This window comes from Ramlibacter agri (assembly GCF_012927085.1).
GTDB lineage: Bacteria > Pseudomonadota > Gammaproteobacteria > Burkholderiales > Burkholderiaceae_C > Ramlibacter > Ramlibacter agri.
In genome coordinates, this window is sequence record NZ_JABBFX010000001.1 from 934926 (window position 1) to 956857 (window position 21932).

Here is a 21932-nt window from a genome sequence, read left to right on the forward strand (position 1 = left end):
GCGCCGACCATAGCCCAAATAAAAAACCCCGCGGGAGACCCGCGGGGTTTTCGCGTTTCAAGTCGGCTTAGGGCTTGGACGCGGTCGGGAAGGGCCAGGCCGCTTGCGGGTTCAGAGTGGTCTGAGCCGCGGGAGCAGCAACCGGCGCCGCAGCGGCCGCCGGCTTTGCAGCAGGGGCTTTGGCGGCCTTTTTCGCGGGCGCTTTCGCAGCCTTCTTCGCTGGCGCTTTCGCGGCCTTTTTCGCAGGCGCTTTCGCGGCCTTCTTCGCAGGCGCCTTTTTCGCGGCCTTCTTGGCGGTGCTCTTCTTCGCAGTCGCCTTCTTGGCCGTGGTCTTCTTCGCCGCGGTCTTCTTGGCCGTGGTCTTCTTCGCCGCCGCCTTCTTCGCGGCCGGGCGCTTCGCCGCGGTCTTCTTCGCAGCCGGGCGCTTCGCCGCGGTCTTCTTGGCGGCCGGACGCTTGGCAGCGGCCTTCTTCGCCGGGGCCTTCTTCGCCGCGGTCTTCTTGGCGGCCGGGCGCTTGGCCGTGGCCTTCTTCGCGGTAGCCTTCTTCGCCGGCGCCTTCTTGGCGGCCGATTTCTTCGCAGTTGCCATGACTATCTCCTGTTCAAGTTGATCAAAACGTCAACCATAAGAAGCACTTCGCGCGTTGTTGGTGACGCGAAGCGATCCGTGCGGTTGGGCCCTCGGGCCCAGCCCCACGAACACCATCGCCCGCCACGCACCGGCCTCTTTTCGGGTCGTGTGCGTACGGGCACTAATCCAAACCTATTCGCAGTTGCCTTCAATCCCAGGAAAGAGCGCCACCCGTCTGGTATTCGATCACGCGGGTCTCGAAGAAATTGCGCTCTTTCTTCAGGTCAATCATTTCGCTCATCCACGGGAAGGGATTTTCCTCGTTCGGGAAAAGCGCTTCCAGGCCGATCTGCGTGGCGCGGCGATTCGCGATGTAGCGCAGGTAGCCCTTGAACATGGAGGCATTGAGTCCCAGCACGCCGCGAGGCATCGTGTCCTCGGCGTAGCGGTACTCGAGTTCGACAGCTTTCTGGAACAGGCCCTTGATCTCCGCCTTGAATTCGGCGGTCCACAGGTGCGGGTTCTCGAGCTTGATCTGGTTGATGAGGTCGATGCCGAAGTTGCAGTGCATCGACTCGTCGCGGAGGATGTACTGGTATTGCTCGGCGGCGCCGGTCATCTTGTTCTGGCGGCCCAGCGCCAGGATCTGCGTGAAGCCGACGTAGAAGAACAGGCCTTCCATCAGGCAGGCGAACACGATCAGGCTCTTGAGCAGCGTCTGGTCGTTCGCGGGCGTGCCGGTCACGAAGTTGGGATCCATGATCGCGTCGATGAAGGGGATCAGGAACTCGTCCTTGTCCCGGATCGACTGCACCTCATGGTAGGCGTTGAAGATCTCGCTCTCGTCCAGGCCCAGCGACTCCACGATGTACTGGTACGCGTGGGTGTGGATCGCTTCTTCGAAAGCCTGGCGCAGCAGGAACTGGCGGGCCTCCGGCGCCGTGATGTGGCGGTAGGTGCCCAGCACGATGTTGTTGGCGGCCAGCGAGTCGGCCGTCACGAAGAAGCCGAGGTTGCGCTTGATGATGCGGCGCTCGTCCTCGGAAAGCCCGTTCGGGTCCTTCCACAGGGCGATGTCGCGGTTCATGTTCACTTCCTGCGGCATCCAGTGGTTGGCGCAGGTCGCCAGGTACTTCTCCCAGGCCCACTTGTACTTGAAGGGGACGAGCTGGTTGACGTCGGTCTGGCCGTTGATGATGCGCTTGTCCGCGGCGGTGACGCGGCGCTGGCTGGTGGGTTGCGAGGAACCCGCTTGCGCGCGCGGCGCCGCAGGCGCGATGGCCCCATCGTCCAACGTGCGCATCGCAGCTTGCGGAACGGGAGCGGTCTGCGCGAGAGGCGAATGGGTCACCTCGCGGTTCATCGCAGGGGAACCGCTCGTCGCAGGAATTGACGGTGTGGGCGTGACTTCGTCGTCCCAGGTCAACATAAGTTTTCCAGTGCTCGGATTATGCGAGCACGGATGTGAGAGTCAAAGTGTCCGTTCACATCCGGCTCGCATTTTGTTGCTTCATTGCATCGGCGATCTGTCGGAGAACGCCGATACATCCTTCTTTTCTATCGCGATTACTGGCAAGCCTCGCAGGTCGGATCGTCGACGCCGCAGAACTTGATGTCGGTGGCGGGCGTCGCAGCGGGCTGCGTCACCGCATCGATCTGCGCGCGCGCCGCGGCGGCTGCAGCATCGAGAGCGGACATTCCGTTGGAGCCACCCGAGGAAGAGACGGCGTTCAGGCGACCTGACTGCACCGTGCTCTTCTCGGCCTGCGTGGCGCTGGTGGTGCGCAGGTAGTACGTGGTCTTCAGACCGCGCAGCCATGCCAGCTTGTACGTCTCGTCCAGCTTCTTCCCCGACGCCCCTGCCATATAGATATTGAGCGACTGCGCCTGGTCGATCCACTTCTGGCGGCGGGCGGCGGCTTCCACCAGCCACACCGGCTCGACCTCGAAGGCGGTCGCGTACAGCGCCTTGATGTCCTGCGGCACGCGGTCGATCGGGCGCAGCGACCCGTCGAAGTGCTTCAGATCCATGACCATCACGTCGTCCCACAGGCCCAGGCGCTTCAGGTCGCGCACCAGGTAGTGGTTGATGACCGTGAATTCACCGGACAGGTTGGACTTGACCGAGAGGTTGCCGAAGCAGGGCTCGATCGAGGCGTCCACGCCGATGATGTTGGAGATCGTCGCCGTCGGGGCGATGGCCACGCAGTTGCTGTTGCGCATGCCGTCGGCGGCGATCTTCTTGCGGAGGGCATCCCAGTCCAGGGAGGCGGAGCGGTCGACGTCGACATACATGTCGCCGCGCTGCTCGGCCAGCAGGTTCAGCGTGTCCAGGGGCAGCACGCCCTTGTCCCACAGCGAGCCCTTGTAGCTGGAGTAGCGGCCGCGTTCGCGCGCCAGGTCGGTCGACGCCCAGTAGGCGTAGTAGCAGATCGCTTCCATCGACTCGTCGGCGAACTGGATCGCCTCCTGGCTGGCGTACGGGATGCGCAGCTGGTACAGCGCGTCCTGGAAGCCCATGACGCCCAGGCCCACCGGGCGATGGCGCATGTTGGAGTCGCGGGCCTTCTTGACGGCGTAGTAGTTGATGTCGATCACGTTGTCGAGCATCCGCATCGCCGTGGAGATGGTGCGCTTCAGCTTCTCGTGGTCCACTTTCCCGTCCTTCAGGTGCTGCAGCAGGTTCACGGAACCCAGGTTGCAGACGGCCGTCTCGGTGTCGGACGTGTTCAGCGTGATCTCGGTGCACAGGTTGGACGAGTGCACCACGCCGGCGTGCTGCTGCGGCGAGCGCACGTTGCAGGCGTCCTTGAAGGTGATCCAGGGATGGCCGGTCTCGAACAGCATCGAGAGCATCTTGCGCCACAGGTCGGTCGCCGGGACGGACTTGCTGGGCTTGATCTCGCCGCGCCTGGCCTTCTCTTCATAGGCCAGGTAGGCCTTCTCGAACTCGGTGCCGAACTTGTCGTGCAGGTCGGGCACGGAGGCCGGCGAGAACAGCGTCCAGTCGGCCTTTTCCATCACGCGGCGCATGAACAGGTCCGGGATCCAGTTGGCCGTGTTCATGTCGTGGGTGCGGCGGCGGTCGTCGCCGGTGTTCTTGCGCAGCTCCAGGAATTCCTCGACGTCCAGGTGCCACGTTTCCAGGTAGGCGCAGACGGCGCCCTTGCGCTTGCCGCCCTGGTTCACCGCCACGGCGGTGTCGTTGACGACCTTCAGGAAGGGCACGACGCCCTGCGACTCGCCGTTGGTGCCCTTGATGTGGGAGCCCAGGGCGCGCACGCGCGTCCAGTCGTTGCCCAGGCCGCCGGCGAACTTGGACAGCAGGGCGTTTTCCTTGATGCTTTCGTAGATGCCGTCCAGGTCGTCCGGCACCGTCGTCAGGTAGCAGGAGGACAGCTGGGAACGCAGCGAGCCGCTGTTGAACAGCGTCGGCGTGGACGACATGAAGTCGAAGCTGGACAGGACTTCGTAGAACTCGATGGCGCGGGCTTCGCGGTCGATCTCGTTCAGCGCCAGGCCCATGGACACGCGCATGAAGAAGGACTGCGGCAGCTCGATGCGCGACTTGCGCACGTGCAGGAAGTAGCGGTCGTACAGCGTCTGCAGGCCCAGGTAGTCGAACTGGTTGTCGCGTTCGGCCTTGAGCGCGGCGCCCAGGCGCTTCAGGTCGTACTGCAGCAGCCTTTCGTCCAGCAGGTCGTTCTCGACGCCCTTCTTGATGAATTGCGGGAAGCTGTCGGCATAGGCCTCGGCGCGCTCGCCGGCGGCGACTTCGCGGCCGATCACTTCCTTGAAGATCGTGTGCAGCAGCAGGCGGGCCGTGACGAAGGTGTAGTCCGGCTCCTTCTCGATCAGCGTGCGGGCGGCCAGGATGGACGCCTTGTAGACCTCGTCCAGCGGCACGCCGTCGTACAGGTTGCGCATCGTCTCGGCCGCGATCGGCTCGGGCTTGACGTCGGCGCCCAGGCCTTCGCAGGAAGCGACGATCAGCGCCTGCAGCGCGCCGGTGTCCAGCGGCACGCGCTGGCCGCCGTCGAGGACGTGGAATTCGACCGCCTTGGGGGCTTCGGCCTGGACCTGCTTGGCGCGCTCCTGCGAGCGGCGCTCGCGGTACAGCACGTAGGCACGGGCCACGTCGTGCTGGCCGCTGCGCATCAGGCCCAGTTCGACGGCGTCCTGGATGTCCTCGATGTGGAAGGTGCCGCCGCCCGGACGCGAGCGCACCAGCGCCTTGATGACGTTCTGCGTCAGCTGGTCCACCGTCTCGCGGACGCTGGCGGAGGCGGCGCCGGTGGTGCCGTGCACCGCCAGGAAGGCCTTCATCATCGCCACGGCGATCTTGTTCGGCTCGAAGGGGACCACGGCGCCGTTGCGGCGGATGATCTGGTAATGCGCGAGGGGCGCGGCGGCACTGCCTGCTGGCGGCATGGAGGCGGTCCCGGCGGGGAGCGGCTGGTGGGTCACGGCTTGAGATACAGCAGCAGGTTGCATGTTTCTTCCTGGTTTATTGTTCCGACTGACGATGAAGAGGCGCAGACGCTCCCGCTCACCTGCGAGCGCAGGTGTTGCTCGAAGCAAGGGGCGGGGCGGTTGCGGCTACCAGCCTAGGGTGGGAAACCCCGGCTGAAGGATTGGACGAGGAGGGGTCCTGGGGAGACCTGGGACGCGAGACACGAGTGCGGGTGTGCAGGTTACGGGCGCGCAAGGCGCTTGCTGCATTTCACTGGTCATCTCTTCTCCTCTCGTACGGCGCAGAGTGTACTGCAACCACTATATCTAGCGTTCCGGAGATTGCAAGGGCCTACCTATAGTGTTTGCCCGCACGTGCGTTGACAACAACGTCTACCCAGCGAGCCAACAGGTTTTCCACAGCTTCATCCCCAGGCGGCACCGGTGGAGTGCAGCGCTGGACACTATAGGTGGTGTTGCCGCGCTTGGGTGCTACTAGATGTAGTGCACCCGCCACAAAACTAGGCGTAGGGCGCCGGAAACCATTCCGGTGGAAAACCCGTTTCCCGCTGCAGCAGCGCCCAGTCGAAGCGCGCGCCCGGATCGGCCTTGCGCCCGGGCGCGATGTGCTCGTGGCCCGCCAAATGGCGGATCGGGTAGTGTTGCGCGAGGGCTGCGCACAACGCGGACAGCGCCTCGTACTGCGCGGGCTCGAAGCTCTCGCCTTCCAGCCCTTCCAGCTCGATGCCGACGGAGTCGTCGTTGCAGTTCGCGCGCCCGCGCCACTGCGAAGGGCCCGCATGCCAGGCGCGCTCGTCGCAGCTCACGAACTGCCACAGCGCGCCGTCGCGGCGGATGAAGAAATGCGCCGAGACCTGGATGCCGCGGATCGTCTGGAAGTACGGGTGTGCGTCCCAGTCCAGCGTGTTGGTGAACAGCCTTTGCACCTCGTCGCCGCCGTAGGCGCCGGGCGGCAGGCTGATGGAGTGCACCACCACCAGGTCGATCTGCGCGCCGGCCGGGCGCGGGCCGAAGTTCGGCGAATCGCAGCGGTGGGCGAAGCGGTACCAGCCGCCCGCCCAGAGTGCATCAGGGGTTGGTCGGGTCATCCGGCTCTTCGCTGCCGGGCGTGGCGATGGCCAGGCGGGCGATGCGGTAGCGGATCTGGCGCAGCGACAGCCCGAGCTTCTGCGCCGCCGCCGTGCGGTTGAAGTTCGTTTCCTTCAGCGCCTTCACCAGGATGTCGCGCTCCTGCTGGTCCAGGTAGGCCTGCAGGTCGCTGGGCACCACCGGCGCCGGGGCCGCGACGGCGGGGGCCGTGGCGGTCGCGACCGCAGTTGCTGCTGCCGCGGCGGCCGGCTCGCCCGGCGCCGTGGTCGGCGCGAAATCCACCTGCAGCTGGCTGCCGTCGGACAGGGCGAGCGCGCGGTGCAGCAGGTTTTCCAGCTCGCGGACGTTGCCGGGCAAGGGCAGCTGCTGCAACTGCAGCAGCACCTGGGGCGACAGCTGCGGGGCGGGCATGCCGGTCTCGTGCGCGATTCGCGCCAGCAGCGCGCCGCACAGCACCGGCAGGTCCTCGCGCCGCTCGCGCAGCGGCGGCACCAGGATCTCGATGACGTTCAGGCGGTAGAACAGGTCCTGGCGGAAGCGCCCGGCCTGCACGTCGGCGGCCAGGTCCTTGTGGGTCGCGCTGACGATGCGCACGTCCACGGACTCTTCCTGCGTGGAGCCGAGCGCGCGCACGCTGCGCTCCTGGATCGCGCGCAGCAGCTTGGACTGCATCTGCAGCGGCAGGTCGCCGATCTCGTCGAGGAACAGCGTGCCGCCGCGCGCGGCCTGGAAATAGCCTTCGCGGTCGGCCGAAGCGCCGGTGTAGGAGCCCTTCTTCGCGCCGAAGAATTCCGCCTCCAGCAAGGTCTCCGGGATGGCGCCGCAGTTCACGGCGATGAAGGGCCCGTCGACGCGGTGGCTGCAGGCATGGATGGCGCGCGCCGCCAGTTCCTTGCCGGTGCCGGATTCGCCGCGCACCAGCACCGGCGCCATGCTGCGCGCGACCTTGCCGATGCGTTCCTTCACCATCCGCATCGGTGCGGAGTCGCCCACCAGCCGCAGCAGCGCCGCGGCGGAGCCGGTGCGTTCCGCCGGTGCCGGGGCCGAGCGCGTGGTGCCGGGCCGGGTGCGTTCGCCCACTTCCTGGATGGCCGAGGCCACGACGGAGCGGAACTGCTTCAGGTCCACCGGCTTGGTGAGGTAGTCGAAGGCGCCGGCCTTCAGCGCTTCCACCGCGTTCTCGGCGGAGCCGTAGGCCGTCATGACGATGCAGCGCTCGGGGCGCTGTTGCGCGCCCATCTTCTGCAGCAGTTCCAGGCCCAGGCCGTCGGGCAGGCGCATGTCGGTGATGACGGCGTCGAAGCGGCGCTGCTCCAGCAGCTGGTTCGCTTCGGCCAGCGTGCCAGCGGCGTCGACGCGATAGCCTTCGCGCAACAGCGTCAGCTCGTAGAGCGTGCGCAGGTCCGGCTCGTCGTCGACGACGAGGACCTGGGGCGAGGGAGCGGCTGGCTGGGGCATCAGGCGCGTATTGTGGCAAACGGCAGGGCGCCTGGCAGCACTGTTGCGCGCGTGCGAAACGCGATCGTGAACTGGTTGCCATCGCGGCCGCTGCCGTCCGGCGCCGGCGCACGCGTGTAGCTGATCGTGGCACCGTGGCGGTCACACAACTCGCGGCAGATGTAGAGCCCGAGCCCGCTGGACCGGCTTTCCGAGGAGAAGAAGGGCTCGAACAGGTGGCGCTGCACGCCCGGGTCCAGCGGCGCGCCGTTGCTCCACACATGCAGCCGGGCCTGTTCGCCCGTCATTTGCGTGGCAACAACGATTGCGCCCGGTGCCGGGCTGGCATAGCGCAGGGCGTTGTCCAGAAGGTTCACCAGGATGCGGCGCAGGTGCTCGCCATCGAAAGCGGTCCAGGCCGCATCGGAAGCGAGCGAGAGGCGCAGCCGCTCGCCCGGCTTGTTCTGCTCGGACCACTCGCGGGCGAACAGGTCCACGGCCAGGTCCAGCTCCAGCCAGTCGGTGGAGGGCTGCTGCAGCCGGGCCAGGTTCAGGATCTCGTCGACGATGCGCGACAGCCGCTGGGCGTTCTGCCGCACCATCGTGGTCAATTGCTGCTGGCCGGCATCGGACAGTTCCTCGGCCAGCAGGCTGTTGGCCTGGGCGATCGCGGCCAGCGGATTGCGGATCTCATGCGCCACGGCTGCCGACATGCGGCCCATGGCCGCGAGCTTCTCGGTGCGCAGCCGCGCTTCGGCTTCGCGCAGGTCCTGCAGGAACATCACGCATAGGGCATCGGCGTAAGCATCCTGCGGAGGCGTCAGCCGGGTGCGCACGCGCACGTGCAGGCGCTCGCCGCGCGTGAGCTCCAGCGCCAGTTCGGCCGCGTGCGAGGTCTGGTCGGCGAAGGTGCGCTGGGCCAGCGCCACCAGCGGCTTCCAGCCCGGTCGCGAGATCAGCGCCAGCGAAGCGGGCGCTTCGCGCGCCTGCCAGCCAAGCAGCTGGCGCGCGGCGGGGTTGGCCGCGTGCACCTGCCAGTCGGCGCCGACGACCAGCACGCCTTCGGTCAGCGTTTCGATCACGACCTCGTTGACGTGGGCCTGGGTGCGGATCGCGGAGCGGCTGCGGCGCGCCGCCAGTTCCTCGCGCGCCAGCCGCACCGACAGCTGGTTGGCCAGCACGGCCACCGCGAAATAGCCGCCGCCGCTGAGGCCGGCCTGCACCAGCGGGCCCGTGTGGTCGCCGATCAGCAGGGCCTGCAGCCAACCGTCGATCAGCAGCAGCAGGGTGACGCCGGCTGCCGTGCCCAGGGCCAGCAGGAAGGAGCCCAGCACGGAGGCGGTGAGCACCGGCAGCGCGTACAGCGGCGCATAGTTCAGGCTGGCGGCCTGCAGGAACTGCAGCGTGGAGAACGCGAGCAGGTCGATGCCGATGGTGGACACCCACTGCGGGTCGAAGGTGCGCCCCGGCATGGCCGGCCGCGCGAACATGCGCACGGCCACGGAGGCCAGCAGGTAGGCGCCGCACAGCGCCAGCTGCCAGCCGTTGACCGAGGTGAAGCCGGCCAGCATGAGGCCGCCCAGCAGCACCAGCAGCACGACGCCGACGCCCATGCGCGCGGCCATGAAGCCGAGCCAGAGCCGGTGGAAGGCCGGGAGCTCCTCCGCGGGTTCGATGCGCGCAGGCAGTTCCCAGGTGGAGTTCTCGGTCATGGCTTCAGCCGCCGCCACGCTGGCGGTGCTCCTGGCTGCAATAGAAGACGCCCTTGGCGCCGGCCACCGCGTCGGAGCGCGGCAGGTGCACCGAGCAGACCGGGCAGCACACCATGTCCTGCGGCTTGCCGGCGGCCTGGCGCGGCGCGCGGGCGCGCTCGTCCTGCTCCAGCAGCTGGTTGTTGCGCCAGATCATGTAGGCGACCACCAGGATGGCGATCAGCAGCAGGTACTTCATGCGGCGCGCCTCAGGATGACTTCCAGCACGAAGCGAGAGCCCACGTAGGCGAGCAGCAGCAGCAGCGAACCGACGTAGATGACGCGCACGGCGCGGCGCCCGCGCAGGCCGAAGCGGGCCCGCCCCAGCAGCAGCAGCGCGAAGGCGATCCAGGCCAGCACCGAGAACACCGTCTTGTGCTCCCAGCGCCAGGCGCGGCCATACAGCGCCTCGGAAAAGAACATGCCGGCCAGCAGGGTGGCCGACAGCAGGACGAAGCCCGCGGTGGCGAAGCGGAAGGTCAGGCGCTCCAGCGTCAGCAGCGGCAGCCCGGGCTGCAGCTCGGTGGCGTTGCGCATCGTGTGCTCCATCCGCGTCATCAGCCAGGCGTGGACCGCGGAAGCCGCGAACAGGCCGTAGGCGCCCACGCCCAGCAGCAGGTGCAGCGGCAGCCAGGGCGAGGACACGTGCAGCGGCGTGCCGGGAAAGGCCAGCGCCAGCAGCACCGCCGGGGCGCCCAGGCCGGCGAGCGCCCAGCGGGCCTGCAGTTGCGGAAAAAACTGGCGTTCCACCGCGTAGACCGTGCACACCAGCCAGACGGTGATCGACAGCGCCGGCGCGAAGCCGAAGCGCGGCGTCTCGCCCAGCAGCGCCCAGGCCAGCGCCAGCGCGTGCAGCGCCCAGGCGGCCAGGAAGGCGCGGCGGGCCGCGGCCTCGCTCAGCCGCTTCGAGCCTGCCGCGGGCACGGCATAAGCCACCGCCGCGGCCACGGACAGCGCCACACTGGCCGGGGAGGCACTGGATAAAATCATGTGGACAAGTTTAGTCCCCCCGCCTCGCGCGCCCTTGGGCGCCTGTGGCGCAACCCCCACTTCCCCCCATTCCATGGCCACCTCCGCACTCAGCGACAAACTTTCCCGACTGGTCAAGCAGATGCGCGGCCAGGCCCGCATCACCGAAGCCAACGTGCAGGACATGCTGCGCGAGGTGCGCATGGCGCTGCTCGAGGCGGACGTCGCGCTGCCCGTCGTGCGCGACTTCATCAACCGGGTCAAGGACAAGGCGCTCGGCGCCGAGGTCGTGGGTTCGCTGAACCCCGGCCAGGCGCTGGTGGGCATCGTCAACCGCGAGCTGGTGGCCACCATCGGCGAAGGCGTCAGCGACATCAACCTGCAGGCCCAGCCGCCGGCCGTGATCCTGATGGCCGGCCTGCAGGGCGCCGGCAAGACGACCACCACTGCCAAGCTGGCCAAGCACCTGATCGAGAAGCGCAAGAAGAAGGTGCTCACGGTCTCGGGCGACGTCTACCGCCCCGCCGCCATCGAGCAGCTGAAGACGGTGACGGCCCAGGCCGGCGCCGAATGGTTCCCCAGCACGCCGGACCAGAAGCCGGTGGACATCGCCCGGGCCGCCATCGACTACGCGCGCAAGCAGTACTTCGACGTGCTGCTGGTCGACACCGCCGGCCGCCTCGCCATCGACGAGGCGATGATGAAGGAGATCCGCGAGCTGCACGCGGCGCTGAACCCGGTGGAGACCCTGTTCGTGGTAGACGCCATGCAGGGCCAGGACGCGATCAACACGGCCAAGGCCTTCAAGGAGGCGCTGCCGCTCACCGGCATCATCCTGACCAAGCTCGATGGCGACTCGCGCGGCGGCGCGGCGCTGTCGGTGCGCCAGATCACCGGCGCGCCGATCAAGTTCGCCGGCACCAGCGAGAAGATCGACGGCCTGGAGGTGTTCGACGCCGAGCGCCATGCGGGCCGCATCCTTGGCATGGGCGACATCGTGGCGCTGGTGGAGCAGGTGCAGGCCGGCGTCGACATGGAGGCCGCGCAGAAGCTGGCCGCCAAGGTGAAGAGCGGCGAAGGCTTCGACCTGAACGACTTCCTGTCGCAGATCCAGCAGATGAAGCAGATGGGCGGCCTGTCCACGCTGATGGACAAGATGCCCGCGCAGATCCAGGCCAAGGCCGGCCAGGTGGACATGGACCGCGCCGAGCGCGACGTGCGCCGCAAGGAAGGCATCATCTGCTCGATGACGGCGGCCGAACGCCGCAAGCCCGAAATCATCAAGGCCACCCGCAAGCGCCGCATCGCCGCCGGCGCCGGCGTGCAGGTGCAGGAAGTCAACCGCCTGCTCAACGAGTTCGAGCAGATGCAGCAGATGATGAAGAAGATGAAGGGCGGCGCCATGATGAAGCTGATGAAGCGCTTCGGCGGCAAGGGCGGGATGCCCAAGATGCCGTTCTGACCCTTTCGTCGCCCCCGCGCAGGCGGGGGCCCAGGGTGTTCAATCGCGGCCGCAAGGCCGCTTTTTCGCTCCTGGGAGCCCTGGGTTCCCGCCTTCGCGGGGGTGACGAAGTACCTATACTCGTCGGCCATGAACCTCGTCGATTCCTTCGCCGACATCTCCCGCTTCGTCGCCCTGCGGCGCGACATCCACATGCATCCCGAGCTGGGCTTCGAGGAGCATCGCACCTCGAAGATCGTGGCCGAACTCCTGCAGGAGTGGGGCCTCGAAGTGCACACCGGCATCGCCGGGACCGGCGTCGTCGGCGTCCTGCGCCGGGGCAGCAGCAAGCGCAGCATCGGCCTGCGTGCCGACCTCGACGCGCTGCCGCTGCAGGAAGAGAACCACTTCCCGCACCGCTCGCAGCACGACGGCCGCATGCACGCCTGCGGCCACGACGGCCACACCACCATGCTGCTGGCCGCGGCCTGGCACCTGTCGAAGACGAAGGACTTCGACGGCACCGTCAACTTCATCTTCCAGCCGGCCGAGGAAATGGGCAAGGCCGGCGCCCTGAAGATGATCGAGGACGGCCTGTTCGAGCGCTTCCCCTGCGACGCCGTCTTCGCCCTGCACAACTTCGCGGTCGACGTCGGCACCTTCGCCGTCAACGACGGCGCGCTGATGGCCTCCAGCAATACCTGGAAGGTCACCATGCACGGCCGCGGCACCCACGCGTCGATGCCGCACACCGGCATCGACCCGGTGTCCGCCGTCATCGAACTGGGCCAGCAGCTGCAGACCCTGGTGGCCAAGGTGATCGACTCGCGCGAGCGCGCCCTGCTGGCGGTCACGCAGATCCAGGGCTCCGGCGCGCCCAACGTCATTCCCGACGAAGCCTGGGTGGGCGGCACGGTGCGCACCTTCTCCACCGACGCCACCGACAAGATCGAGGCCGGCCTGCGCCGCCTCGCCGACGGCATCGCCCAGGCGCACGGCTGCCGGGCCGAGATCGGTTTCCGCCGCGCCTCGCCGCCGGTGGTCAACCATGAAAAAGAGGCACGGTTCGCCGCCGAAGTGATGCGCGAGATCGTCGGCGCCGAGCATGTCGACGACAACTACCCCGCCGTCATGGGCGCGGAGGACTTCGCCCACATGCTGCGCGTCAAGCCGGGTTGCTACGCCTTCGTCGGCAACGGCGACGGCGGCCACCGGTTGCCGGACCACGGGCCCGGTCCTTGCATCATCCACAACACCTCGTTTGATTTCAACGACGAGATCATCCCCATCGGCGCCAGCTACTTCGTGCGGCTGGCGCAGAAATGGCTGGCCCCGGCCTGAGCACGCGACAAACAAACCACAGGAGACAACCGTGACCCTTCGCAGTAGCCGCCGCGCCGTGCTGGCGCTTGCCCTCGCCGCCACCGCGGCCACGCCCGCCTTCGCCGACCGCGTGATCCACATGGTGGTGCCCTTCGGCCCCGGCGCGGTGCAGGACACGGTGGCGCGCACCTTCAGCCAGGAACTGGGCAAGGAGCTCGGCGCCAGCGTGCTGGTGGAGAACAAGCCCGGCGCCGGCGGCACCGTCGGCACCCTGCAGGCGGCCAAGGCGCCCGGCGACGGCAACACGCTGGTGCTGGCCGCGGCCAGCCACACGCTGGCCGGGCACCTGTACTCGAAGCTGGGTTACGACCCGATCAAGGACTTCACGGGCGTCGCCTACATCGGCAACTCGGGCTACGTGATCGCCGCGCCGTCCAACCTGGGCGTGAACAACCTGGCCGACTACGTGAAGCTGCTGAAAAGCAAGCCGGGGCAGTTCAACTACGCGTCAGCCGGCAACGGCAGCGCGACGCACCTGGGCATGGCCTACTTCCTGTCCAAGGCCGGGGCCGAGATGCAGCACGTGCCGATGAAGTCCACCGGCGACGCCGTCAACGAGGTGCTGGCCGGCCGCGTGCAGGGCGTCACGTCCGCCGTCGTCGGCCTGGTGGGTTTCAAGCAGGACCCGCGCATCAAGCTGCTGGCGTACACGGGCACGCAGCGCTCGCGCTTCATGCCGGACCTGCCCACGGCGGCCGAAGCCGGCGTGCCGGGCTACAAGTTCGATTCCTGGATCGGCGTGCTGACGCCGTCGACGACGCCGAAGGCGGAAGTCGACAAGCTGAACGCCGCCCTGAACAAGGTGCTGGCGCTGCCCGAAGTGCAGCAGCGCCTGGCCAACCTGGGCGTGGAGTCCGGCCCGAACATGTCGGTGGACGATTTCCAGAAGCTGCTGAAGGCGGATTACGAGCAGGCCGGCGTGCTGGTGAAGGCCTCCGGCGCCCGCATCGAATAAGCCGCCTCAGCCTTCCGCCTGGATGTTTTCCTTGCGGATCAACTCGCGGAAGAAGCTGCTGTCTTCCTGAACCCGGCGCCGGAAGGCGTCGGGGCCCTCGAAGTCCGGGTACATCGCGGACAGCTGCAGCTGCTGCCTGGCCGTGGGCGCGCTCATTGCCTTCTGTGCTGCCTCGCTCATGCGCGCGACGATCTCCGGCGGCGTCCCCTTGGGCGCGAACAGCGCGAACCAGCTGCGCGGGTCGATGTCGAAGCCCAGCTCCTGCAAGGTGGGCACGTTCGGCAGCTCGGGGTTGCGCGTGGGGTTGGTGGTCACCAGCCCCTTGAGCATCCCGTCCTTCACGCGCGGCAAGGTCACCGGGTCGTACATCACGTCGACGCGGCCGCCGATCAGGTCGGTCATCGACTCCATCGAGCCCTTGTAGGGCACGTGGACCACGTCGATGCCGGCCTGCTTGTGCAGCAGCACGCCGGTGAGGTGCACGATGGAGCCGACGCCGTTGGACGCGAAGGTGTACTTGCCCGGCGCTGCCTTGGCCGCGGTGACGAAGTCGCGGTAGTTGGCCCAGGGCGCTTCCTTGCGGGCGGTGACCAGGCCGTAGCTGGAGGTCAGCTTGGCGACCGGCGCGAAGTCGTCCGCCGTGAAGCGGACCTTGCGCAGCCAGGGCGCGATGGCGACGGCGGCCGTGGGCGCCACCAGGAAGGTGTAGCCATCGGGCGCCGAGCGCGCCGCGAACTCGGTGCCCAGGACGGCGCCGGCGCCCGCGCGGTTGTCCACGATCACGGGCTGCCCCAGCTCGCTGGACACGCCGTTGGCGATGAAGCGGGTGATCTGGTCCGACAGGCCTCCCGGCGGGTAGGGCGTGACGAAGTGCAGCACCTTGTTCGGCCAGCGGCCGGACTGCGCCCAGGACGGCTTCGCCACGAAGGGCAGGGCGAGGGATGCACAGAAGGTACGACGATGAAGTTTCACGACTGGCTCCTTGCGGCTGGATTCAGCGGCCCTTGAACTGGGGCGCGCGCTTTTCCCGGAACGAGGCCACGCCTTCCTTCTGGTCCTCGCTCTGCGCGATGCGGTCCAGCATCACGCGCTGCGGGTAGTAGGTCTCGGTGGAGGACTTCGGCAGCACGCTGCGCGAGATGCTCTTCATCGCCTGCACCACCAGCGGCGCGTTGCGCGCGATCTTGCCGGCCACTTCCAGCGCGACTCCCAGGCCCTGGCCCTTGGGCGCCAGCCGGTTGACCAGGCCGATCTCATAGGCGCGCTGCGCGTTCATCGGGTCGCCGGTCATCAGCCACTCGAGCCCCGCCTTGTATTGCATGCGCGGCGCGAAGCCGCCCATGATGCCCGCGAAGGCGCCGATCTTGGCTTCGGGGTAGATGAAGCTCGCGTGCTCCTCGGCCACCGCCATGTCGGCCAGCATCACCGCGGTCGCGCCGGCGCCCACGGCAAAGCCGTTGACGACGGCGATGATGGGCTTGTCGCAGGGCACCGAGAGGTTGGGCATGGCCAGCCACACGTCGCGCGGCAGGTCCTTGAGGTCGGCGCCGGCGGAGAAGGCCTGTTCGCCCTGCGCGTTCAGGATGGCCACGCGGTCCTCGCTCTGGGCGAAGCGGCGCCAGGCTTCGTGCAGGCCCTGCACCACGTCGTTGTTGATCGCATTGCGCGCTTCGGGCCGGGTGATCGTGATCAGCGCGATGGCATCGCGGGACTCATAGGCGATCGCGGCGTTGATGGCCGTCATGGGTACGGTCTCCTTCTTCAAGAAATGTTGGGGGCGTTCAGCCCAGGGTGGCCCGGGCGTCGGCGGCGACGACGCGGTCGCCCGCCACGAAGAGCGGGTTGATATCGAGTTCGCGCACGCGCGCGCCGCCGGCCGCGGCCAGCTGGCCCAGGCGCACCAGCACGTTCGCCAGCGCGTCCAGGTCGGCCGGCGGCCGGCCGCGGTAGCCGGCCAGCAGCGGAAAGCTGCGCAGCTTGCGCAGCATGCCGCGTGCCGTGTCCAGCGACAGCGGCGCGGGTGCGAGCTGGACGTCGCGCATCAGTTCGACCAGCACGCCGCCGGCACCGACCATCACCAGCGGGCCGAAGTCGGGGTCCAGCTGGATGCCGGCGATCAGCTCGGTGTCGGCGCGGACCATCTCGGTCACCAGGAAGCCTTCGAGTTCGGCGACGCCGGCGGCGGCTGCCGCCGTGGCGATGGCATCGCAGGCGGCCAGCACCGCATCGTCGCCGCGCACGCCCAGGCGCACCGCACCGACGTCGCTCTTGTGCACGATCTTCGGGCTCACCGCCTTGATGGCGACCGGTCCGCCCAGTTCGCGCGCCGCCTGCACCGCCAGGCGGGCATCGGCCGCCAGCCGCCAGGCCGTCGTCGGGATGCCGTTGGCCTCCAGCAGACGGCGGGCATCGGGTTCGGTCAGGAAACCGCGCGGCAGGGTGTCCGGCACGTGCGCGCCGTCGCTGCTGGCGGCCGCCGGCTGCGGCGCTTCGCGCTGCGCCAGCGCCTGCGCGACTTTCAGCGCATCGTGCGGGCTGTCGAAGTAACCGTGGCCGGCCTGCCGCAGCAGTGCGCGCGCCGGTTCGCCGTGGTTGCCGGCGCCCTGCACGAACAGCAGCGGCTTGTCGCAGCGCTGCGCCACCGAAAGGGCGGCCTGCGCCACGCGTTCCTGCTGCGGCTGCGTGGTGAGCAGCAGCACGCCCAGGCCCACGGCCGGATCGGCCATCGCGCGGTCCAGCGCGATGCCGACCGAGCCGCCCTCGACCGCGGGGTCGGGCGGCGCCAGGTGGTTCAGCATGCCGAAGTCCAGCGGCAGCTGGCGGTGCGTGGCCGGCAGCACGCTCGCCAGCGCCTGCTGCGTGCGTTCCGACAGGGTGGGCATCTCCAGGCCGTTGTCCTGCAGCGCGTCGACCAGCAGCGCGCCGCCGCCGCCCGAGCCCGACATGACGGCGGCGCCGCGCGAGCTGGCGCGCTTGCCCCGCTGCAGCAGCTGCGCGCCTTGCAGCAGGTCGTAGATGGTCTCGAAGAGGTAGGCGCCGTGGTGCCGGCACACGGCCTCGAACGCCGGCCAGGCGCCGGCGAGGCTGGCGGTGTGCGAAGCGGCCGCGCGCGCGCCCGCTTCGCTGCGGCCCGACTTGGCGATGCAGACCGGCTTGCCGGCCGCGGCCGCGCGGGCCAGCAGCGCGGTGAAGCGCGCCGCGTCCTTCACCCCTTCCATGTAGAGGCAGACGACATCCGTGCGCGGGTCGTCCACCAGGTATTCGAAGAAGTCGTTGAGGCCCAGGTCGGACTGGTTGCCCACCGAGACGGTCGACGAGAAGCTGGCCCCGATGTCCGCGCCGCGCGCGATCATGGCGCCCATCAGCGCGCCGCTCTGGCTGGCCAGGCCGATGCCGCCCGCGGGCAGGCGGTCCAGCGAGCCCATGACCACGCCGGTGGTGGCCGCCAGGTTGTGGTGGGTGTTCATCAGGCCCATGCAGTTGGGGCCGATGAGGCGCACGCCGCCGGCGCGGGCGAGCGCGACCAGATCCTCCTCGTCGGCGCGGCCTGCGGGTCCGGTCTCCGCGAAGCCCGCGGTGATGCACAAGGCGCACGCGACCTGCTTCGCAACGCAGTCCTCGATGGCGTCGCGCACGCGGTCGCGCGGCACCAGCAGGATGGCCAGGTCCACCGGCCCGGGGCAGTCGCGCACGGACGCATAGGCGCGCACGCCCATCAGCGAGCTGGCGCGCGCGTTGACCGGGTACAACTCGCCAGGGTGGCGGTGCTTGAGCATGTAGCGCAGCAGGCGGCCGCCCCACTTTTCCTCGCTGTCCGAGGCGCCGACGATCGCCACTCCGTTGGGGTGCAGGATCTGCCGCACGGATCGGTAGTCACTCATCTCGCGAAATCCTTCAGTTCTTGTTCACGCCAATGGCCGGCAGCAGCTGCGCGTACATCTTTTCGTCGGCGGCCAGGCCAGCGCGGAAGGCCTCCGGCGTCTGCCACGCGGCAATGGAGTTGGCGCGGACGAACGCGTCCTGCACTTCCTTCTGTTCCAGCGCGGCGTGCAGCGCTTCCGACAGCCGGTTGACGATGGCCTGCGGCGTCCCCTTGGGCGCCAGCAGGCCCCAGCCCGAACCCTTGGACGTGTCGATCGTGAAGCCCGCCTCCGCCAGCGTCGGCACCTGCGGCAGCTCCGGATGGCGCTTGCGGTACAGGGTGGCCAGCGGGCGGACCCGGTCGGCCTTCACCATGGGCGTCACCGCGCCGTCGATGACGAAGTCGACGTCGCCGGCCACCAGGGCATTGACCGCGTCGGCCGATCCGCGGAAGGGCACGTGCAGCACCTTGATGCCGGTGTCGCGGGCCAGCGTCGCGCCGTACACGTGGCCGGCGGACGCTTCCCCGGCGGACCCGAAGGAGAGCTTGGCGGGGTTCTTCTTCGCGTACTCGATGAACTCCCGCGCGTTGTTCACCGGCAGCGACTTGCGCACGGCCAGCACGGCGACGTAGTCGGCCACGCCGCCGATGGATTCGAAGCTGTCCAGGCTGTAGTTCAGCTTGCGCAGGTTGGGCAGCACGGTGAAGGCCGAGGCCGCGCCCAGCAACAGGGTGTAGCCGTCCGGCGCCGCGTTCGCCACCATGTCGGTGCCGATCTGCGTGGTCGCGCCCGGCTTGTTGTCCACGATGAAAGTGGCGTTGAGGGCATGCCCGAGCCGGTCGGCCACGAGCCGGCCGAGGATGTCCGACGATCCCCCTGGCGGGAAGGGGATCACCATGCGGATGGTGCGCGCGGGCCAGGTTTCGGCGGCGGCCGCGGCCAGCGCCGGCAGGAACAGGGCGAGCGGTGCCAGCAGGCGGGATCGTTGCACTCGGGTCATGGTTGTCTCCTTTCTCATCGGGGGGGCCACGTCGTGCGCGTGGCTGCGTCAGGTCTCGTCGAGGCGGTACTGCTCGCGGATCTCCTCGGAATGCTCGCCCAGGTCGGGCGGCATGCGGCGGATCGGAAGCCCGACGCCGTTCAGGCGCACCGGCGAGGCGAAGGTCCGGGTCTGCTGGCCGTTGGGCAGCTCCAGCGGCTGCACCCAGCCCATGTGGGCCGTCTGCGGGTCGGCCAGCGCCGCCGCGTAGTCGTTGATGCGCGCGTGCGGCACGCCGGCCGCGTTGAAGACCGCGATCCAGTGGTCGACGGGCCGGCGCCTGAACACGGCTTCCAGGATCACCTTGAGCTCCGCCTGGTTGCGGGCGCGGTCGGTGGTGCTGAGGAAGCGCGCGTCATCGGCCAGGTGCGGCAGGTCCACGACGCGCAGCACGTCCAGCCACAGCTTGTGGTTGCCGGCCGCGATGGCGAAGTGGCCGTCCTCGGCCTCGAAGGCCTGGTAGGGGGCGTTGCGCGGATGGGCCGAACCCAGCTTCGCGGGGCTGCGGTCGTTGCCGAAGAACTCGCTGGTCTGCAGCGCCGCGATGCCCAGCGTGCAGCCGAACATCGGGATGTCGATGTGCGCGCCGTGGCCGCCGGCGCGGACGTGCGCGATCATCGAGGCGACCGAGAACGCCGCGTACAGGCCGGAAGCGAAGTCCGACAGCGGCACGCCGCACTTGACCGGCGCGCCGTCCGGCTCGCCGGTCACGCTCATCACGCCGGCGGCGGCCTGGATGGTGAGGTCGAAGCCGCCTTCACCGGCGCGCGGCCCGCTCTGGCCATAGGCCGAAATGGAGCAGAACACCAGCGCCGGCTGGTCCGCCGCCAGGCTGGCGTAGCCCAGCCCCAGCCGGTCCATGACGCCGGGACGGTTGTTCTCCACCACGACGTCCGATTCCAGGATCAGCCGGCGGGCGAGCGCCAGGTCGGCCGGGTCCTTGAGGTTCAGCACCGCCGAGCGCTTGTTGCGGTTCAGCGCCGCGAAGTTCTCGCTGTAGCCCTCGTTCAGCGGCGGCCACTGCCGCAGGCCGTCGCCGTCGGGCGGCTCGATCTTGACCACCTCCGCGCCCATGTCGGACAGGAGCATTGTCGAAAAGGGGCCGGATGCGGTGGAGCAGAACTCGACGACTCGCACGCCGGCCAGCGGCAGGAGGGAACTCGCGGGAAACGTCATAGGCGGAGCACATCCTAAGCCGTTCCGAAATAAATGACAAGAGTTCCATATTTGGGAACCCTTCGAAAGCGGCCGGCGGCCCCGCCGGCCGCCGGGCCTCAGTCCGCCGGCACTTCGATATCCAGCAGCGGCGCATACTGCTGCGCCCCGAAGATGTCCGGGTCGCCGGCGCAGCCGCTCGGCTGCAGCCGGAAGAAGGTGAACTTGATGGCATTGCCCGGCGCGAACTCGACGAAGTCCGAGATGCGCGAGTCGGGCACGCCATACAGCTTCGCCACCGTCTCGCGCGTCAGCACGCCGGACGCCCTCACGCGCTCGTAGATGGCACGGTCGGCGAAGATCACGTCGAAGGTGATCTTGTCGACCCCGGCGTTCTTGCTGCGGATGGTCTTCGCCAGCTCGGAAAGCTTCTGTGTCTTCATGCGATGCCTGCCGTCGTCATGTGGGTGGGGAACAGTTCCAGCGGATGCGCGCAGCGCAGCGTGTGGTTCAGGGTCCAGCGGTAGGCCGGGCTGGCTCGCAGCACCTCGTCCAGCGCGAAGGCCACCGAGCCGGCCGAGCCCTTCACGTCCGGCAGGCGCGCGTAGAACATCTGGCGCGTGCCGATCATGCAGACCTCCTCCGCTATCTCCGCGGTGGGCGCCACGCCCTGCACCAGCACGCACAGTTCGTGCGCCGGCTTGTGGCGGTTCGGTTCCAGCGCGCCCATGATGCCGTCGCGGCCGTACACCGTGTAGTGCAGTTGGTAGTCGCCGTCGCCGAAGCGCTCGCGCACCTGCTGGCGCGCCCAGTCAATCACCTGGTCGACGTGCGCGATCGTGTACGGGTCGCGAATGCCCACCATGCCGACGAAGCGCTCGCCGACCTTGCCGGCGCCTTCCAGCTTGACGCGGAACTCGGCGCCCGGGCGGAAGCGCGCGCCGGTGATGCGCGTGGTTTTCTCCGCGACCTGCTCGTAGTGGCAGGCCGACATGTCCAGCGCGCCACTGGCCACGTATTCGTAGAAGGGGTTGGAGCGCTCGTACATCGCATGCCCGGCCACCGATGCCACCGTGCAGCGCTGCGCCGGGCTCATGGCCGTCACGCGGACGTCGCCCTGCGTGATCTCGCCCAGCACCGTCTCCTTGCCGCCATAGGGCTCGGCGCAGAAGGACGCGCATTCCAGCACCTTGCCCAGGAAATAGGCCTGGTCGGCCGGGAAGCCGTGGAACATGGCGGGCGCGGCGAACACCGCGGCATCGGAGCTGCGCCCGCCGATGATGACGTCGGCGCCCTGGCGCAGCAGCTCGATGAAGGGGTGCACGTCGGCCATCGCGACGATGCGGTCGGTGGCATCCAGCTCCGCTTCGGTCAGGTCCTGGTGCGCGTCGAGGCCGGCGACGATGTCGCCGTTGCGCATCCGGCTGCGCAGGTCTTCCTTCGTCAGCTCCGAGTAGAAGTAGCCCACGCGGAATTGCGGCAGCCGGTGCTTGGCCGCCAGCTCCTGGATGATCTTCACGTACAGGTCCACGCGGCTGTTGGAGCCGGTGTCGCCCGAGGAGCCGATGATCATGGGCACGCCCAGCTCGCGCGAGGCCAGCAGCATCTGCTCCAGGTCGTGGGTCTGCCAGGCCAGCGGGCTGGTGGAGGTGTCGCTGCCCAGCGGACCGGGGCCGACGTCGTCGCTGCCGGAGTCGGCGGCCACGTAGTGCGGCTTGGCTTCGACACCGATGCGGAAGCTGGCGGTGCGGATCGGCGCGAAGCCGAGGTGTCCGTTGGGGCAGATGATCTTCAGGGATTCCATGG

General features: G+C 68.6%; 18 protein-coding genes. 3 read left to right on the top strand and 15 right to left on the bottom strand.

Annotation, left to right across the window (positions count from 1 at the left end):
- Nucleotides 1–67 precede the first annotated feature (67 nt).
- The 8 genes from HHL11_RS04505 to HHL11_RS04540 form a co-directional block, all read right to left on the bottom strand.
- Complete coding sequence (locus HHL11_RS04505; RefSeq protein WP_169417241.1) at nt 68–589, bottom strand: histone H1-like DNA-binding protein; 522 nt, start codon at nt 587–589, stop codon at nt 68–70.
- A 190-nt stretch (nt 590–779) separates the two neighbouring features.
- On the bottom strand, nt 780–2000 hold the full coding sequence (locus tag HHL11_RS04510; RefSeq protein WP_169417242.1) for a ribonucleotide-diphosphate reductase subunit beta: 1221 nt from the start codon (nt 1998–2000) through the stop codon (nt 780–782).
- 137 nt (nt 2001–2137) lie between these two features.
- Complete coding sequence (locus HHL11_RS04515; protein WP_425355203.1) at nt 2138–5002, bottom strand: ribonucleoside-diphosphate reductase subunit alpha; 2865 nt, start codon at nt 5000–5002, stop codon at nt 2138–2140.
- A gap of 542 nt (nt 5003–5544) precedes the next feature.
- A complete protein-coding gene (gene ampD, locus HHL11_RS04520; RefSeq protein WP_169417244.1) occupies nt 5545–6132 on the bottom strand; it encodes a 1,6-anhydro-N-acetylmuramyl-L-alanine amidase AmpD in 588 nt (195 codons plus the stop codon).
- A complete protein-coding gene (locus tag HHL11_RS04525; RefSeq protein ID WP_169417245.1) occupies nt 6113–7591 on the bottom strand; it encodes a sigma-54-dependent transcriptional regulator in 1479 nt (492 codons plus the stop codon). Before HHL11_RS04525 ends, ampD begins: the two co-directional genes overlap by 20 nt.
- Complete coding sequence (locus HHL11_RS34805) at nt 7591–9300, bottom strand: ATP-binding protein (protein ID WP_169417246.1); 1710 nt, start codon at nt 9298–9300, stop codon at nt 7591–7593. Before HHL11_RS34805 ends, HHL11_RS04525 begins: the two co-directional genes overlap by 1 nt.
- A complete protein-coding gene (locus HHL11_RS04535; protein WP_169417247.1) occupies nt 9287–9520 on the bottom strand; it encodes a PP0621 family protein in 234 nt (77 codons plus the stop codon). The genes HHL11_RS34805 and HHL11_RS04535 overlap by 14 nt, the downstream gene beginning before the upstream one ends.
- Nucleotides 9517–10311 carry a cytochrome C assembly family protein gene (locus HHL11_RS04540; RefSeq protein ID WP_169417248.1) on the bottom strand — a complete coding sequence of 265 codons (795 nt, stop codon included), beginning with the start codon at nt 10309–10311 and terminating at the stop codon, nt 9517–9519. Before HHL11_RS04540 ends, HHL11_RS04535 begins: the two co-directional genes overlap by 4 nt.
- Before the next feature lie 73 nt (nt 10312–10384).
- Here HHL11_RS04540 and ffh point away from each other — a divergent pair, with 73 nt between their 5' ends.
- From ffh to HHL11_RS04555, 3 genes are all read left to right on the top strand, one after another.
- Nucleotides 10385–11752 (top strand): signal recognition particle protein, encoded by a 1368-nt coding sequence (gene ffh / locus HHL11_RS04545; RefSeq protein WP_169417249.1) that lies wholly within the window; start codon nt 10385–10387, stop codon nt 11750–11752.
- Nucleotides 11753–11881: 129 nt separating this feature from the next.
- Entirely contained in the window at nt 11882–13072 is a 1191-nt protein-coding gene (locus tag HHL11_RS04550) for a M20 aminoacylase family protein (protein ID WP_169417250.1), read from the top strand.
- 31 nt (nt 13073–13103) lie between these two features.
- A complete protein-coding gene (locus HHL11_RS04555) occupies nt 13104–14069 on the top strand; it encodes a tripartite tricarboxylate transporter substrate binding protein (protein ID WP_342593174.1) in 966 nt (321 codons plus the stop codon).
- Nucleotides 14070–14075: 6 nt separating this feature from the next.
- Here HHL11_RS04555 and HHL11_RS04560 read toward each other — a convergent pair whose 3' ends face one another.
- From HHL11_RS04560 to HHL11_RS04590, 7 genes are all read right to left on the bottom strand, one after another.
- A complete protein-coding gene (locus HHL11_RS04560; protein WP_169417251.1) occupies nt 14076–15041 on the bottom strand; it encodes a tripartite tricarboxylate transporter substrate-binding protein in 966 nt (321 codons plus the stop codon).
- 22 nt (nt 15042–15063) lie between these two features.
- Nucleotides 15064–15813 carry an enoyl-CoA hydratase/isomerase family protein gene (locus tag HHL11_RS04565; RefSeq protein WP_169417252.1) on the bottom strand — a complete coding sequence of 250 codons (750 nt, stop codon included), beginning with the start codon at nt 15811–15813 and terminating at the stop codon, nt 15064–15066.
- Nucleotides 15814–15850: 37 nt separating this feature from the next.
- Nucleotides 15851–17950 (bottom strand): acetate--CoA ligase family protein, encoded by a 2100-nt coding sequence (locus HHL11_RS04570; protein WP_169417253.1) that lies wholly within the window; start codon nt 17948–17950, stop codon nt 15851–15853.
- A gap of 13 nt (nt 17951–17963) precedes the next feature.
- Nucleotides 17964–18932 carry a tripartite tricarboxylate transporter substrate binding protein gene (locus HHL11_RS04575; protein ID WP_169417254.1) on the bottom strand — a complete coding sequence of 323 codons (969 nt, stop codon included), beginning with the start codon at nt 18930–18932 and terminating at the stop codon, nt 17964–17966.
- A gap of 48 nt (nt 18933–18980) precedes the next feature.
- Nucleotides 18981–20147 carry a CaiB/BaiF CoA transferase family protein gene (locus HHL11_RS04580; RefSeq protein ID WP_169417255.1) on the bottom strand — a complete coding sequence of 389 codons (1167 nt, stop codon included), beginning with the start codon at nt 20145–20147 and terminating at the stop codon, nt 18981–18983.
- Nucleotides 20148–20245: 98 nt separating this feature from the next.
- Entirely contained in the window at nt 20246–20569 is a 324-nt protein-coding gene (locus tag HHL11_RS04585; RefSeq protein ID WP_169417256.1) for a DUF4387 domain-containing protein, read from the bottom strand.
- Entirely contained in the window at nt 20566–21930 is a 1365-nt protein-coding gene (locus HHL11_RS04590; protein WP_169417257.1) for an acyclic terpene utilization AtuA family protein, read from the bottom strand. The genes HHL11_RS04585 and HHL11_RS04590 overlap by 4 nt, the downstream gene beginning before the upstream one ends.
- Nucleotides 21931–21932 lie beyond the last annotated feature (2 nt).